This window comes from Acinetobacter sp. YH12027 (genome assembly GCF_013420085.1).
GTDB lineage: Bacteria > Pseudomonadota > Gammaproteobacteria > Pseudomonadales > Moraxellaceae > Acinetobacter > Acinetobacter amyesii.
Window position 1 is genome coordinate 1 of the sequence record NZ_VOYW01000004.1, and the last position, 14,592, is coordinate 14,592.

Sequence of the window (14,592 nt, forward strand, 5' to 3'; positions counted from 1 at the left end):
AATTCAATAGGATTACCATTTGAATCGATTGCTAAATGTATTTTTGAACTATTACCACCAATACTTTTGGAAATACTTTGATTCTTAATACCAGCTGAATGTTGATGCGCTCGTACATGGCTCCCATCGATAAAAATCCACTCTTTATCAGCATGCTGGCTGAATAATTTAAAAATATTCATAAACTTACTATTTTTAGACCATCGATTATATTTCTTAAAAATAGAATTTGATTTACCAAACTCTTGAGGTAAATCACGCCAAGGACAGCCTGTTCTAATTCGAAATAAAATCGCTTCAATAAAATTCCGTAAATTTAATTTGAGATAAATATTAAAGTGACGGAAAATAGCAAGTAACTTGGACCAGTGTTGATCATTTAGCATTGTTCGAGGCATAGCGAGTGTAAAATTGGGTTTGGCGATTTAATTTTACTATCTCGCTATTTTTTTAATCAACAAATGTCAACAGACCCTATCATGGCGAAACTAAGGCATTTCCTTTAATTGGCCCTACTTTATGGCCAGATGATGCCACATTTAAAAGTACAGTCAGTGATTATTACCACCATTTACGCAGTATTAGTGAGCAGATTTTTCAGGCCTTTGCTTTAGCATTGAATGTTGATGAGCATTTTTTTGATCACAAAATTACTCATCCGACCAGCCAACTGCGTCTAATCCATTATCCCTATAACCCTGAAGTACAAGATGCAGAAGGCATTGGCGCACATACAGACTATGAGTGTTTTACACTGCTCTTGCCGACAGCGCCGGGTTTACAGGTATTAAATAAACAAGGTGAATGGATGAATATTCCATTGATTGAAAATACCTTGGTGATGAATATTGGCGACATGATGGAAATTTTGTCGAATGGCAAATATCTGGCCACCAAACACCGTGTTAAAAAAGTCTCTGAAGAGCGCTACTCTTTTCCTCTGTTCTGTGCCTGTAATTACGACACGATCATTGAGCCAGTACATTCTACTGACGCGCCCAAATATCAGCCCTTAATTGGCGGTGAGCATTTATTTAATCAAACCGCGCAAACCTTTAGTTATCTCAAAAAACGTATCGCTTCAGGAGAGCTGAGTCTAAGAAATGCTGTGCCTTTGTCATCATTTGGTATGGATGAAAATACAGAAGTACAAGGAGCAAGCGCATGAATCTATTTCAGGCTTTAGCACAGCTTCCAGCCAGCCAAGAGGTTTCAGGTCCTATTCCAGACTATTTGTATGGTGCTTTTCGCCGTAAAAGCATTAGTTTTTCAAATGGTTTAACGGATGAAAAAACCATTGTGTATTGGTTTCAGTCACGTAGTTTCACCATCGATCTACGTTTAAAAAGCCAAGAAAATACGCCAGTAAATGAGCGTCAAGGCTGGATTGGCAACACTCTTTGGGATGCTAAACAACAATTATTATCTTGGGACGTTAAAGCACACTCAAATTATCAAAATCATGTGCAATGGCCAGAACCTGCCAAGTTGCATGCGATTGGCAACTGTATTTTAGAATTCTCTCCAAGCAATGCGTATGTCGAAGACTGGCGTCAGCAAGTTCATGAAGGGCTGTTTTTAGGCCTGCGGTTGCAGTCAGCCCTCGATGTAGAAAATCATCAACCTTTGCAGATGGATGGCGGTTTAATTATTTGTGATAAGCATGTGGCCTTTGCACTGAGTCGTTTACCTGCAGATCAGCAAACAGTTGCCAGCATCAACATATCATCTGCACCTACTATATATGAAAAGGTGATTGAAAGCTTTGAAGTATCCATCGCTGTAGATGGTCTGCATAAGTACTATACAACGACTTCCTCTCAGCAAGATCAATCACTTAATTTTGATCATTTTGAATTTATTGATGAAACACATTTAAAGCAAAACCTAATTATTAACGGTCAAGCAATACAGCTGATATTTGAGGTGGATATTTATGTTCCACATTATGCATTTCAGCATCACACTGATACCACGACAGAAAGTACAGATTGGTTACGAAATGAAAAACAGCATCTCTTACATCATGCAGTAGAATGCCTATAGGAAATCAATGTCGTTTATTTATTTGCTTATTGCAATCATTGCCGAAGTGATTGCTACATCCGCCTTAAAAGCCAGTAATGGCTTTACTGAACTTGTGCCGATTATTTTTACCGTGTTGGGCTATGCCATTGCGCTCTTCTTTTTAGGTTTGACCTTTAAATCGATTCCCATGGGCTTAGCCTACGCCATGTGGTCCGCTGCAGGCATTGTGCTTATTTCATGTGTGGGCTGGGTTGTGTTTAAACAAAATTTAGACCTGCCTGCCATGATTGGTTTGGCCTTTATTTTATTAGGTATTGTGATTATCAATGTTTTTTCTAAGAGTACAGAGCTTTGAAATGTCAGTTTTGTAATGTAGTTTTTAAATAATATCTCTGAAATTTTAAAGACTTAAATTACTATAGATAAAAATGCTCTAGCTTGCTGTTGCACACTAGAGCATACGTTTCGAATGAATTAACTGTGATCAGTCGGCTTCTATAAAATGCCTTTCACTAGAAAAAAGCATCCAACAATACATAACAGCACAGCAAAACATTTTTTCAGTACTGCTGGTGAAAGCGCATGCGCAGTTTTCGCGCCATATTTAGCCGTAAAGAAACTCATCACACTAATGCCCAAAAAGGCATAGATATGAATAAAGCCAATGGTATTTGGAATTTCAACTTGCTGTTGCATACCAAAAAACATAAAGCCTAATGCACCAGCAATGGCAATGGGTAAACCGCAAGCGGCAGACGTCCCGACCGCTTTTTGCATCACCACGCCATTTGCCGTTAAATACGGCACCGTAATACTGCCGCCGCCAATCCCGAAGATGGCAGATGCAACGCCGATACCCGAACCTGCTGCAATTTGTTTAGCTGTAGATGGCAGTGTTTTGTTGGGATGGACTGGCTTTTTTGCTCCCATAAACATGGTATAAGCCACCCAAAGTAAAAACACGCCGACAATCATTTGCAGATGTAAACCTGACAGCCATCCTGCAATGCCGGCGCCTGCAAAACAGCCAATCGCCATTGGCGGAGCTAAATTTTTAAATACAGGCCAAATCACAGCGCCATTTTTATTGTGCGCCATTAAGGAGCTGATCGATGTCACCACAATCGTAGCCAAAGATGTACCAAGCGCCAAATGCATAATCACATCAGGGCTATAGCCCATTTGGCTAAAAACAATATAGAGCAATGGCACAATGATAGTACCGCCACCGACGCCAAACAGCCCTGCAGCAAAACCAGCAAATGCACCAATAATTAAGAAAGTAATGAGTTCCACAATATACCGATTTAAAATGAAGAGAAATCTTGTATAAATCAAATATGTACTATCATTCGGTGAATAATGAATGTTCCCTCTCTTTTTTAAAGGATGAGGAACATGCTCCTCATCACAAAGGGAGAAGCAACTTTTAGTTACTCATTTAAAATCACATTCTGAATGTTTTTTGACTTTGGCAAGAAATCTAATATTGATTATAAATAATTTACGAAGTGATTAAGCCAACTCCACTTGACCCACAGCATGATAAGCACGGTTGAAATACACCAAGCTTTCCTCCTGCTGACTTTGCTTGATTGCGACCACACGGCACATAAACACGCTGTGCGTACCCACTTCTTGAATCTGTTCAATCTGACAGTCAAAACTGACCAAAGCATCTTTTAATATTGGTGAACCTGTTTCTAATGTGGTCCAAGAACCCAATTTAAACCGCTCTTCCGAATTGAATTTGCTTGAAGCAAAAGCATTGGAAATCTGCTCATGCTGTGCGCCCAAAACATTGACAGACAGAACTTTATTTTCAAGAAAATGCGCATGAGAACGAGATGATTGATTCATACAAACCAGCAAAGTTGGCGGTGTATCTGTCACACTGCATACTGCTGATGCTGTAAATCCATGCATGCCTGCTTCGCCCTCAGTCGTAATCACGTTGACTGCAGTCGTCAATAAAGACATTGCATTTCTAAAATCAGTTGCTTCAATCATCTCTTCAATCTCAATGGTCTATATGGCTTATCTCTTTCTCAGGTTTGGGCAATAGCAAATTTAATTTCCTTATTGCCCTTACATGAAATTGAGTCAGCTCGAATTTATGCGGTCAATTCTTGGCGAATAATGGCAGCGCCTGCGCTTAACGCATTTAGTTTGCCTTGCGCCACTTGGCGAGGTAAAGGCGCCATACCGCAGTTTGTTGAAGGATATAGCTTGTCGGCATCTACAAACTGCAATGCTTTGCGTAATGTATTAGCTACTTCTTCTGCTGTTTCAACCTGATTGGTTGCTACATCAATTGCGCCAACCATCACTTTTTTACCGCGAATCAGTTCAATTAAATCCATCGGTACACGAGAGTTTTGGCATTCAAGCGAGATAATATCGAGCTTAGATTGCTGCAGTTTCGGGAATGATTCTTCGTATTGGCGCCATTCATTACCCAAAGTCTGTTTCCAATCGGTATTGGCTTTGATGCCATAACCATAGCAAATGTGAACAGCAGTTTCACATTTCAAACCTTCAAGCGCACGCTCTAAGGTCGCAATACCCCAGTCATTGACTTCATCAAAAAATACGTTAAACGCAGGCTCATCAAATTGAATAATGTCTACGCCTGCCGCTTCAAGCTCTAACGCTTCTTGATTCAGGATTTTAGCAAATTCCCAAGCCAATTTTTCACGGCTCTTGTAATGACCATCATACAAAGTATCAATCATCGTCATTGGGCCAGGCAGTGCCCATTTGATCGGCTGATTGGTTTGGCTGCGTAGGAATTTTGCATCATCAACAAACACTGCTTTCTTACGCGATACTTCGCCCACCACAGACGGGACACTTGCATCATAACGATTTCGAATACGCATCGTTTCACGCTTTTCGAAATCTACCCCTTCAAGATGTTCAATAAATGTGGTCACAAAATGCTGACGGGTTTGTTCACCATCACTGACAATATCAATGCCTGCATGGATTTGTTCATGCAAAGATAATTTCAACGCATCACGTTTTGCATCTAATAATTCTTCGCCTTCAAGTTTCCATGCTGACCACAATTTTTCAGGTTCAGCCAGCCAAGATGGTTTAGGTAAGCTGCCAGCAGTTGAAGTTGGGAGTAAAATGGCCATATTCGATCTTCTATCTCTATATTCTAAATTTCGCAAAAACAAAATGTCATCAATTGATTATTAAATTCATATTGAGAGTCCCTTCTCCCTTTGGGATGAGGAGCATGCTCCGCAAGAGGATGAGGGAGATTTTCATATAAATCCTCTCCCTAACCCTCTCCTTAAAAGGAGAGGGAAATTTCTTTATGAAATAAATATTGATCACAAATTAACTGATGCATGAAACATATTCTTTAAAACAGCTGCTTTAAATCACTCATGATTTAAAATTAAGCTGCATCTGCATTTTCAATACTAAAATTAGCCGCCCACTCATTCAGAATGTCTTTATATGGCTGGATAAAGTTCTCTTCTGTCCATTTGCCCTGTTTAACTGCTAACTGACCACGTTCAACACGGTCATACACAATACGGGTTAGTGAGTAATCGCCAAAGCTTAAGCTTGGTTGATACACCAAGCCTGCAGCCGCATTGGTATTGTAAATTTCAGGACGATAGATTTTTTGGAAGCTTTCCATGGTGCTGATCGCGCTGATCAGTTCGAAATCTGTATAGTCGCTGAGCAAGTTATTTGCTGAATAAAATGCCAATGGCGCAGTCGCATTTTCAGGTTTGAAGTAACGAACGCTTAAGCCCATTTTTGCAAAATAGTCATCGGTACGTGAATGATCATCATTGGTGTATTCCACACCTAAGATCGGATGCACATTTGCAGTACGGTAATAGGTTTTTGTCGTTGAAACACTTAAGCAAATTACAGGTTGTTTTTTAAATTCAGCTTTGAATACATCTGAATTGATCAAATGTTGATATAGCTTGCCATGTAAATCGCCAAAATCTTCAGGTTTTTCATTGAACTTGCAGCCGAGTGCCGGTAATACCACACTGAAGTCATAGTCACGTACATACGATGAAAAACTGTTGCCGATCATGCCTTCAATGCGTTCATTGGTTTTATGGTCGATGATGGTGCTTTTTAAAGTTTCAATAAACGGGAAAGTTTGACCATTACCCTCTACATCGAGTTCAGCGGAAATGATGTCAATTTCAAGTGAATAACGATCCGCATTTGGGTTATCACAGCTGGCCAAAGTATTGAAGCGGTTATTGATCATTGCCAATGTACGACGTAGATTTTCTTCACGGTGCTCACCGCGCGCCAAGTTAGCAAAGTTCGTTGTTAAACGTGTATTGTCAGCTGGTTTATAGTTTTCATCAAAGCGGATACGTTTGATTGAACATGCAAATTTATTACTCATGGAGATTCACAACCCTAAAATTAAAATAATCAAAATTTCTGTATGGAGTAATTTATACGTGAATCTTAAGATGAATAAAAATGATTTAACCTCAATACAAAGTGAGTGAAATTCATGTTTGGTAATTTTATAGGATGAATATATTTCAACTTGGCTCGATGAGAGCATTTTAAAAATAATCTGGATATAAATAATTTTAAAATAAATTAAATATAAACAATGCTTTATGATATTTTTTAATAAGTATTCATATCTATATTCTACTGATTTTTTAGGATAAAATGAAAATCATCGATAAGTATGTCCGCTTTTAGAATATGATTATTTATCGTTCTAAGTGAATTAAACTCAGCTTAAACTGAGAAAAGATCAAATTATTAACTGGATTTTCATTTCTTATATTTAGGTCCAAGTACCCAAATTTATCATTTAGATACTTGCCCTATATTTGTAAATTGCTATGCCAATACTTTAAAAAATAAAAGATTTATGCACGACAATCCCTGTCATTGCTCCATCACCTACAGATAATGCAACTGAACCGCCAGAACGGGTCACATCACCGCAAGCATAGATCCCTTTAACATTTGTTTCCTTGGCTGGCGAAGTTTTAATGGCCTCGCCATATTCATTGCAGTCAATCTCTAAACCTAAATGATGAATCCAATCTGCTTGCAAACGAGTCACAGTTGAAACAAACAAACCGTCAAGCACTGTTTTTTCACCATCATCAAAAATTACCTCACAAAGCCCTTCGATACGTGAAATTTTGCGCGTTTCAATCTGAATTTGACGTTTTGAAAGCTTCGCTAATAGCTCATCATCCAATTGATCTGCACTAATGGCATCATTTAAAAACAGCGTTGTATTACCCCAATCTGGTAGCATCAATGCCATATGTAACGAATGCATACCCGATACCAGCATGCCGACTTCACCTAAATTTAGTTCATAACCATCACAATATGGACAGTGATAAACAGATTTCCCCCAACGTTCGGCCAAACCATCAACTTGAGGCAATTCGTCACGTACGCCAGTGGCAATAATCATTTTTTCAGCTTGAATGTGCTGATTACCTGCAACAATTAAATATTTTCCATCAAGCGCTTTTACATCTGTAACCGTTTCAGCAAGCCATGAAATCGTGGAATACTTTTCTAATTGTGCTTTAGCTTCTGCTGCAATAGCACTTGGTGATCGGCCATCTTGCGTCAAAAAATTATGTGAATGTTCAGCAAAACGATTACGACGTTGCCCTGCCTCAATAATTAAAATACGGCGGCGCGCACGTGCTAAAGGTAAAGCTGCAGAAAGCCCTGCATAACTACCACCAATAATCACAACTTCATAATTCATATTCATAATGCCTATATGTAACTTTAAAAGTTACTATATCACTTAATATGCTTATAAGAAACTTTTAATGTTACAATCTATTAATTACCCTAATCATCTATTTCCTCATGCGTAAAGACAGTAAACTTTCACGAATGCTGCATGTCCTGCTGCACATGGCACGTGAAAATAAGCCTTTCACTTCAGATCAGATTGCCGAAATGCTGGAAACAAATCCTGTTGTGGTGCGTAGAACCATGTCTGGCTTAAAAAAACATGGATTTGTTGATTCTGAGAAAGGCCCTGGTGGCGGCTGGAGTTTGATTAAACCTCTGCATGACATTTCGCTGTATGACATTTACCTTGCTGTCGGTGAACCTTCTATTTTCGCCATTGGCAATGAAAATATGCAGCCAGATTGCTTGGTAGAACTGGTGGTCAATCGGGCACTTGATCATGTCTTTTTTGAAGCGCAAGAAGTGCTGATTAAAAACCTTAAAGCAACTCAATTAGACCAATTGGCGCATGATTTTCAGATTGAATGGAATCAGCAGATGAACACTAAATAAAATAAATGCATCTTCAAATTGATTTCAATTTTAAGTCGCTATACTGAATCTGACTCAGCTCCAACTTAGAAAAAATCAGCATATTCGAGCTTTGATATGTCCATGAATCGCTAAAATATAAAGTTTATACTTATAGCTTATGATTATGTCTAACAAACTTGACCGTCAGAAACTGACGCTCCCAACAGGTCATGACAAGCTTTTATTGCATTCTTGCTGTGCGCCCTGTTCTGGCGAAGTCATGGAAACTTTAATTGAATCTAGTATTGATTTTTCGATCTTTTTTTACAATCCCAATATTCATCCAGTAAAAGAATATGAAATCCGTAAAGAGGAAAATATCCGCTTTGCAGAAAAACACAATATTCCGTTTATCGACTGTGATTACGACACAGACAACTGGTTTGAACGCGCCAAAGGCATGGAAAATGAGCCTGAAAAAGGTATCCGCTGTACCATGTGTTTTGATATGCGCTTTGAACGTACGGCATTATATGCAGCAGAACATGGCTTTAGCCTAATCAGCAGTTCACTGGGTATTTCACGCTGGAAAAATATGCAGCAGATTAATGACTGTGGTCATCGTTCGGCTTCACATTATGACGGAATAACCTATTGGGACTATAACTGGCGTAAAAATGGCGGTGCTGTACGCATGCTGGAAATCAGTAAAAAAGAAGAATTTTATCAGCAGGAATACTGCGGCTGTGTGTATTCACTGCGCGATACCAACCGCTGGCGTATGAGCCAAGGCCGTGACCGAATCAAATTGGGTGTGAAGTTTTATTCCAATGCGATGGATGAAGAAGCTTGAGTTCTGCCCTTCGTTATTTTTTATGGATATTAATTTGATGTTGTTAAGCCCTGAAATTTTTACATCATTCAGGGCTTTTTTTAGCTATATTTCAACTTATTTCAGTTCTTCAACCAACGTTGGATAGATTGATCCATCGACATCCATTTCGGTTTTATAAATGCCATTGGCAACATTAAATTTGTTCACGTGATAACTCGAGCCATAAAGTGAATCAAATCCTGTACCTTTTTTAAAGACTTGTTTATTGGCAGCCAAGTCCAATAAATGTGTGCCTCCAATAAACTGTTCATATTGTGCAGGGTCAACACCAACTCGGGTTGACATGATTTTCACTGCATCGGCATGCGTTGCAGGGTCATTGATGTATTTAACCGTTTTATCCCAAACTTGAATGATTTTTTTCCATTCTTCTTTGTTGGCAGATAAATGCGTCATATTGACGGTTAACGTGTCGTAAATCAGACCGGCTTTATCTTTCGATGTATAAATGATTTTAGAGCCAGCAACTGCTTTCAGCGCTTGATTTGCAACCGGTTGCCACACGGCAATCGCTGCAATATCAGGACTTGCAAATACTTGTGGTAGCTCATTAGTCATGGTGTTGACCAACTTTACTTCAGAGGCTTGAATTTTTGCATCATCCAACGCAGTCGCCAAAAGCAAATGATCAACCAAGCCTTTTTCTGTCGCGACACTTTTTCCTTTTAAATCAGTTAAGCTATTGATGCCATCTTTAGCAATGATGACATCATTACCCGCAGAATAGTCCGTCGCCATAATCATGACGCCTTTTGTGCCGCCAGAACCTGTGACTAAGTTGTCACCATTGGTGACCAAAACGGCATCCAACTGATTTGCAGCAAATGCAGATAGTGAGGCTGAATAATCAAACCATTTAAAGTCTACATTGACACCGGCTTCTTTTAACCAGCCTTTTTCAATAGCAACTTGCCATGCGACAAAACCAGGCCAGTCGCTATAGCCGATCGTGATGGCTTTTGTATTGACTGTGCCTTCTGCTTGCGCGTTTGGTTCAGGTATTTTGGCTGTATTGTCACACCCCCCCAGTAAGATAGCGGTCACAACGGATGCAGATAAGCAGGATTTTTTGATCATAGTTCGATTTCCCCGATGGCATTACAGTTAAATTTGGTATTGGTGTTCAAAAACGATGGTGTATTCGGATTACTGACAGATTGAGCATTACGCTTTGCACGATTTGGTCTATGGTTGGCTGCATTAGCATGTGCTTGCTTTTGGTTTGTGATTTGATCTTTAAACTGATCTTGTGATCGATATAATTGGCCCATTTTAAACTCCTAAATCCTTTGCATTTTGCGGAATTGGCGGCATTACAGCGTCCATCAACTCCAAATGTCCTTTAATCACACCTTTAAGTGCTGAAAAATGCTGACTGATAACTTTGAGCTCTGAACTGACGCCTTGCAGAATCATGACTTCTAAAATTTTGTGGTCATCGAGTTGAATATGCAGCGAACTCACCACTTGTTCTAAAAACTGCTGCTGTAAATCTAAAAGCTGAATACGTAGCGCCGTACTACTTGCGTCATAAAGTAAGGTAAACGTGCCGACCATCACTTCATTGCGTAGCTCCTGATCGGCAATCAGATGCTTATTGATCATGTCGACAATGGCCTGAGAACGGCTTTCATAATGCTGATCGACAATTTTTTGATCCAAAGCATCGACTGTTTTTTCAGGCACAGTAATACTGATACGCGCCAGCTTTTGTTTAGGCACTGTTGTTCCTTATTTTTTTTGCTGAATATAGAAACCCGCACGGGCGCTCAGTAGCTCAATAAAAAATTGCTTTAATTGATGCAGAAATGTTGCAGATTGATGGTGGTTCATATGCATCTCCTGTTTGAGTAATACAAAATATTTATTTCGTAATATCGTTAGAAATGCAGAAACTGTGCCAAGTGAGGAATATGAAAAATGATCGATTCTTTTGGACTTTTAGCTTTCTTTTAGATTTTATTGTTCATCATTTGTGCAAAAAATGCACTCGTAGAGACCCCTTTGCACTATTGCTGCGATGTGTCTTTTGATGAAGGACTATTTCTAAAAAATCGTTGTTCTTAAACAAGAGCATTGACCGACATGCAACAAACTCGAAGTTCAATTTATTTCATCAACATTGAACATCATTTATACTGATTGATCATTCTATTAATCACTCAACGCCTATGAAGTATTTCAGTTGCGCGGTATGTTCTAACCAAATCTTTTTTGCCAATTCACACTGTGTCAATTGTCAGACTGCGCTGGGTTATATTGCCTCTGAAAAGCAAATGGGCTGTTTTGAAAAGCACAGCACTACGCTGTGGCTTGCGTTAAATCCTGAAATAAAGGGAAAACGCTTTAAACCTTGTCATAATTATCAGCATCATCAGGTATGCAACTGGATGGTGCTTGCCGACAGTGAAGAAATTTATTGTGAATCTTGCCTACTGACACATACCATTCCCAACTTAGATAACCCAGACCATATTGTGTACTGGGCACGATTGGAACATGCCAAACGGCGTTTTTTGTATTTAATGCAGCAACTGAATACCATGCCGCGTCCTAAACGCAGTCAAGATGACCGTTTTGGGCTGCGTTTTGATTTTCTCATGCCCACGGAAGATGCGCCGGTGATGACCGGTCATGCCAATGGCATTATTACCTTGAATGCCAGTGAAGCAGATGTGATTTACCGTGAAACAACGCGCATAAAAATGGGTGAAAACTACCGTACACTTCTAGGTCATTTTAGACATGAAAGCGGTCATTATTATTTTGATTTGATCAAACATTTACACCCAGAGCTGATTGATGAATTTCGGGAACTATTTGGTGATGAACGACAAGATTATAGTGAAGCTTTGAAACGACATTATAATGACGGTGCGCCACAAAATTGGGCGGATTACTATGTCAGTTCATATGCCAGTACGCATCCTTGGGAAGATTGGGCGGAAACATGGGCGCATTATTTGCATATGATGGACACCCTAGAAACAGCCTATTATGCAGGATTAGTGGTCAAAACCAATAAGTCAAATTTGAATAATTTAGAATTAAAAGAAAACCCGATTGGCGCTCAGGATTTTGACCTACTACTGCAACACTGGATGACCTTGACCTTTAATTTAAATGCGTTGAACCGCAGCATGGGCTTAGATGATGCATATCCATTTACATTGTCGAATCCAGTATTGGATAAATTACGATTCATTCACCACAAACTGCTCAACATGACCTTAAAAAATCAGCAGCACAATTAGATTAAATTTAATACGTGATATTGTTTGAACCTCAGATCAACTTTTCTGTATTACAGCATTCGTACATTAGCTTATAGAAAGGATGTATACGTAGTAATTTTCTTGGATTGAGCGCTGTAACACCTGCCCTATTTTTACTATTTTATAAAGGTTAAAATAACAAAAAATAGATGCCTGTGACCTTTCCAATGATGCCTTTCACGCATTTACCCGCTCGTTTTATGTGTATCATCAGCCTGAGTTTGCTCAGTGGATGCCAATTGGTCTAATTACAAGAAAATCAACTCAGTGCGTCACTAAATAATAAAACAGACAGCATATTAACCCATCAAAAGCTCAGTACATTTAGCCATCAAATCCTGTTAATGGTGAATGAAAGCGACCAATCTTGTTTAAATGCGCTTGAAAACTGTATTCACAAAATGCGTAACAATGAAACTTTAGATATTGCTCAAGTCTATGCCGCAGCAAGTGAGCTGTACATGGCACGTGCTTTAAGCGCCGATCAAAATCCACAATGCAAAAAAAGCTTAAAACAACACAGCGGAAAACTCGCATCAAGCAAAATAAAAATGTGTATGGATCAGCAGTTTGCAGACTTTGATTTCAGTCTGCGCTACAGCTATGTCTATCTATTTAAATCCGCTCAAGCCCCAGAGGAACGCTTATTTGATTTGCGTCAGGGACAAGTCCGCACCTTTTATAATGTGGCTTTATCACGTTTAATCACCTCATCATTTACCCGTTTTGACTATCAGCAAATGCCTGAAAGTTTAATGCTGGGTTCATCGCTTTATCATTTTAACTATGAGCATTATCCTGAAATCAAAAATGCGGACATTGATAAATTACTGTCGAGCTATAATTTTAATTTTTCAGGCTTAAAAACCATTAACCGTCAGGAAGGCATTGGTTCTGAATTTGTCTTAGTCAAAAAAGCTACGGATCTGTCTGCTGCGCAGCCTTTTGTACTAGATCCTGAACAATATTATTCAAATAAATCCAACCCCAATATCCATACAGCACGCTATTTATCTGTCAGTGCGATCGCCGAGCCTGCCAAGACCAATAGCAGCATTAGTGAAATTTTGTCGCCGCAATCAGACTTTAAGGTTGAATTATTTAATCCCTATCAATTTAAAAAGGCAAAAATTGAATCTCAGTCCTATACGCTAACAGCCAATTATTCTGTGCCTTATGGACTTTGGTTAGCCGAAAATAAATTAGGACAATCTGGCTATTGGACACTTCTGAATAAAGAAGAACATTTGCGCATGCCACATGTGTTTATGTTAGAGCCCTATCAACCCAATAAAAAGATTATTGTCATGGTTCACGGATTAGCCAGCAGTCCTGAAACGTGGATCGGCCTGACCAATAATATTATGGGTGATCAAAAACTACGTAATCATTACCAAGTTTGGCAAGTGTTTTACTCAACCAATATGCCAATATTTGAGAGTCGTTTTCAAATCAATGCTTTACTCAAACAGGCATTTGCAACTGTTCAGCCCAATACGCCTTCGGCTCAAGATGCTGTCATTATCGGACATAGTATGGGCGGCATCATCAGTCGTTTATTGGTTAGTGATGCAGATATTTCCGCTCAAGCTATTCCACTCATGAACTATGAACAAAATACACAGTTACAACGTCATCCAATTATCCGCGATCGTTTTGTCTTTAAACCATTGAAGCCAGTTAGTCGTGCAATTTTCATTGCCGCACCGCATCATGGTACTGACTATGCAGACCGCTGGTTTACCAATTTGGCGAAAAAAATCGTGGTATTGCCTTTAAGTTTTTTAAATGATGTCAATGTTGAAATCCCAAATGCAAAAAATTCAACTATGGGTCTGATTAAGTCTGGGCCAGCAGATTTAAGTCAAAAATCACGTTTTATGCTGTTGTCTGCTGACATCATGCCAAATAAAGATATTCCCTATCATTCTATTATGGGGAATCAGACGCAAAGTACTGAACCGAGCAAAATGTCGGATGGCATTGTTCCCTATACAAGTTCTCATTTAGATGGCGCGGTGTCTGAAAAGATTTTCTATGGTGGACATTCAATTCATGAGTCTGCGGATGCCATTTTAGAGTTACGACGCATTTTGAGAGAACATTTGGATAAATAAGCGAAAT

Annotated in this window: 15 protein-coding genes and 1 pseudogene; 7 read left to right on the top strand and 9 right to left on the bottom strand. The window is 39.1% G+C overall.

Features of this window, described 5'->3' with window-relative positions:
- Window positions 1–398: IS5 family transposase (locus tag FTT94_RS00995; RefSeq protein ID WP_180170058.1), on the bottom strand; the 398-nt coding region annotated here is incomplete at its 3' end.
- A 62-nt stretch (window positions 399–460) separates the two neighbouring features.
- Here FTT94_RS00995 and FTT94_RS01000 point away from each other — a divergent pair.
- The 3 genes and pseudogenes from FTT94_RS01000 to FTT94_RS01010 form a co-directional block, all read left to right on the top strand.
- Window positions 461–1,168 (top strand): annotated as a pseudogene (locus tag FTT94_RS01000) (isopenicillin N synthase family dioxygenase); the annotation flags it as partial.
- The gene (locus FTT94_RS01005) at window positions 1,165–2,046 is read left to right on the top strand and encodes a hypothetical protein (RefSeq protein ID WP_180170059.1); all 882 of its coding nucleotides are present in this window, start codon (window positions 1,165–1,167) and stop codon (window positions 2,044–2,046) included. The pseudogene FTT94_RS01000 and the gene FTT94_RS01005, both read left to right, overlap by 4 nt.
- A gap of 7 nt (window positions 2,047–2,053) precedes the next feature.
- The gene (locus tag FTT94_RS01010) at window positions 2,054–2,383 is read left to right on the top strand and encodes a multidrug efflux SMR transporter (protein ID WP_117007380.1); all 330 of its coding nucleotides are present in this window, start codon (window positions 2,054–2,056) and stop codon (window positions 2,381–2,383) included.
- A 140-nt stretch (window positions 2,384–2,523) separates the two neighbouring features.
- Here the strand turns inward: FTT94_RS01010 and FTT94_RS01015 are convergent, their stop codons facing one another.
- The 5 genes from FTT94_RS01015 to FTT94_RS01035 form a co-directional block, all read right to left on the bottom strand.
- A complete protein-coding gene (locus FTT94_RS01015; RefSeq protein WP_180170060.1) occupies window positions 2,524–3,324 on the bottom strand; it encodes a sulfite exporter TauE/SafE family protein in 801 nt (266 codons plus the stop codon).
- Between the two features lie 219 nt (window positions 3,325–3,543).
- Window positions 3,544–4,038 carry a flavin reductase gene (locus FTT94_RS01020; protein WP_111884696.1) on the bottom strand — a complete coding sequence of 165 codons (495 nt, stop codon included), beginning with the start codon at window positions 4,036–4,038 and terminating at the stop codon, window positions 3,544–3,546.
- Between the two features lie 104 nt (window positions 4,039–4,142).
- The gene (locus FTT94_RS01025) at window positions 4,143–5,171 is read right to left on the bottom strand and encodes a methionine synthase (protein WP_078193780.1); all 1,029 of its coding nucleotides are present in this window, start codon (window positions 5,169–5,171) and stop codon (window positions 4,143–4,145) included.
- A 269-nt stretch (window positions 5,172–5,440) separates the two neighbouring features.
- Entirely contained in the window at window positions 5,441–6,430 is a 990-nt protein-coding gene (locus tag FTT94_RS01030; protein ID WP_121594132.1) for a putative oxygenase MesX, read from the bottom strand.
- Between the two features lie 471 nt (window positions 6,431–6,901).
- On the bottom strand, window positions 6,902–7,789 hold the full coding sequence (locus tag FTT94_RS01035) for an NAD(P)/FAD-dependent oxidoreductase (protein ID WP_180170061.1): 888 nt from the start codon (window positions 7,787–7,789) through the stop codon (window positions 6,902–6,904).
- 107 nt (window positions 7,790–7,896) lie between these two features.
- Between FTT94_RS01035 and FTT94_RS01040 the strand changes: the two genes are divergently transcribed.
- Window positions 7,897–8,337: an Rrf2 family transcriptional regulator gene (locus tag FTT94_RS01040; RefSeq protein ID WP_180116982.1), complete on the top strand. Its 441-nt coding sequence runs from the start codon at window positions 7,897–7,899 to the stop codon at window positions 8,335–8,337.
- Window positions 8,338–8,482: 145 nt separating this feature from the next.
- The gene (locus FTT94_RS01045) at window positions 8,483–9,151 is read left to right on the top strand and encodes an epoxyqueuosine reductase QueH (protein WP_180116984.1); all 669 of its coding nucleotides are present in this window, start codon (window positions 8,483–8,485) and stop codon (window positions 9,149–9,151) included.
- 96 nt (window positions 9,152–9,247) lie between these two features.
- On the opposite strand, the gene FTT94_RS01050 is transcribed toward FTT94_RS01045, so the two are convergent.
- Genes FTT94_RS01050 through FTT94_RS01060 form a run of 3 tightly spaced genes read right to left on the bottom strand, consistent with a single transcriptional unit; the run spans window position 9,248 to window position 10,915 of the window.
- Window positions 9,248–10,270 (bottom strand): ABC transporter substrate-binding protein, encoded by a 1,023-nt coding sequence (locus FTT94_RS01050; RefSeq protein WP_180170062.1) that lies wholly within the window; start codon window positions 10,268–10,270, stop codon window positions 9,248–9,250.
- A complete protein-coding gene (locus FTT94_RS01055) occupies window positions 10,267–10,464 on the bottom strand; it encodes a hypothetical protein (protein WP_180035170.1) in 198 nt (65 codons plus the stop codon). Before FTT94_RS01055 ends, FTT94_RS01050 begins: the two co-directional genes overlap by 4 nt.
- 1 nt (window position 10,465) lies before the next feature.
- Complete coding sequence (locus FTT94_RS01060; protein WP_180170063.1) at window positions 10,466–10,915, bottom strand: ribbon-helix-helix protein, CopG family; 450 nt, start codon at window positions 10,913–10,915, stop codon at window positions 10,466–10,468.
- Window positions 10,916–11,364: 449 nt separating this feature from the next.
- Between FTT94_RS01060 and FTT94_RS01065 the strand changes: the two genes are divergently transcribed.
- A complete protein-coding gene (locus tag FTT94_RS01065; RefSeq protein WP_180170064.1) occupies window positions 11,365–12,447 on the top strand; it encodes a putative zinc-binding metallopeptidase in 1,083 nt (360 codons plus the stop codon).
- A 422-nt stretch (window positions 12,448–12,869) separates the two neighbouring features.
- Window positions 12,870–14,585 carry a triacylglycerol lipase gene (locus FTT94_RS01070; RefSeq protein ID WP_306670669.1) on the top strand — a complete coding sequence of 572 codons (1,716 nt, stop codon included), beginning with the start codon at window positions 12,870–12,872 and terminating at the stop codon, window positions 14,583–14,585.
- Window positions 14,586–14,592 lie beyond the last annotated feature (7 nt).

What these genes read in the sequence shown, in the direction of transcription:
- FTT94_RS01005 (WP_180170059.1), top strand. Translation starts at nt 1,165, where the DNA reads ATGAATCTATTTCAGGCTTTAGCACAGCTTCCAGCCAGCCAAGAGGTT.
- FTT94_RS01010 (WP_117007380.1), top strand. Translation starts at nt 2,054, where the DNA reads ATGTCGTTTATTTATTTGCTTATTGCAATCATTGCCGAAGTGATTGCT.
- FTT94_RS01020 (WP_111884696.1), bottom strand. Translation starts at nt 4,038, where the DNA reads ATGATTGAAGCAACTGATTTTAGAAATGCAATGTCTTTATTGACGACT.
- FTT94_RS01025 (WP_078193780.1), bottom strand. Translation starts at nt 5,171, where the DNA reads ATGGCCATTTTACTCCCAACTTCAACTGCTGGCAGCTTACCTAAACCA.
- FTT94_RS01030 (WP_121594132.1), bottom strand. Translation starts at nt 6,430, where the DNA reads ATGAGTAATAAATTTGCATGTTCAATCAAACGTATCCGCTTTGATGAA.
- FTT94_RS01035 (WP_180170061.1), bottom strand. Translation starts at nt 7,789, where the DNA reads ATGAATTATGAAGTTGTGATTATTGGTGGTAGTTATGCAGGGCTTTCT.
- FTT94_RS01040 (WP_180116982.1), top strand. Translation starts at nt 7,897, where the DNA reads ATGCGTAAAGACAGTAAACTTTCACGAATGCTGCATGTCCTGCTGCAC.
- FTT94_RS01045 (WP_180116984.1), top strand. Translation starts at nt 8,483, where the DNA reads ATGTCTAACAAACTTGACCGTCAGAAACTGACGCTCCCAACAGGTCAT.
- FTT94_RS01050 (WP_180170062.1), bottom strand. Translation starts at nt 10,270, where the DNA reads ATGATCAAAAAATCCTGCTTATCTGCATCCGTTGTGACCGCTATCTTA.
- FTT94_RS01055 (WP_180035170.1), bottom strand. Translation starts at nt 10,464, where the DNA reads ATGGGCCAATTATATCGATCACAAGATCAGTTTAAAGATCAAATCACA.
- FTT94_RS01065 (WP_180170064.1), top strand. Translation starts at nt 11,365, where the DNA reads ATGAAGTATTTCAGTTGCGCGGTATGTTCTAACCAAATCTTTTTTGCC.
- FTT94_RS01070 (WP_306670669.1), top strand. Translation starts at nt 12,870, where the DNA reads ATGCGTAACAATGAAACTTTAGATATTGCTCAAGTCTATGCCGCAGCA.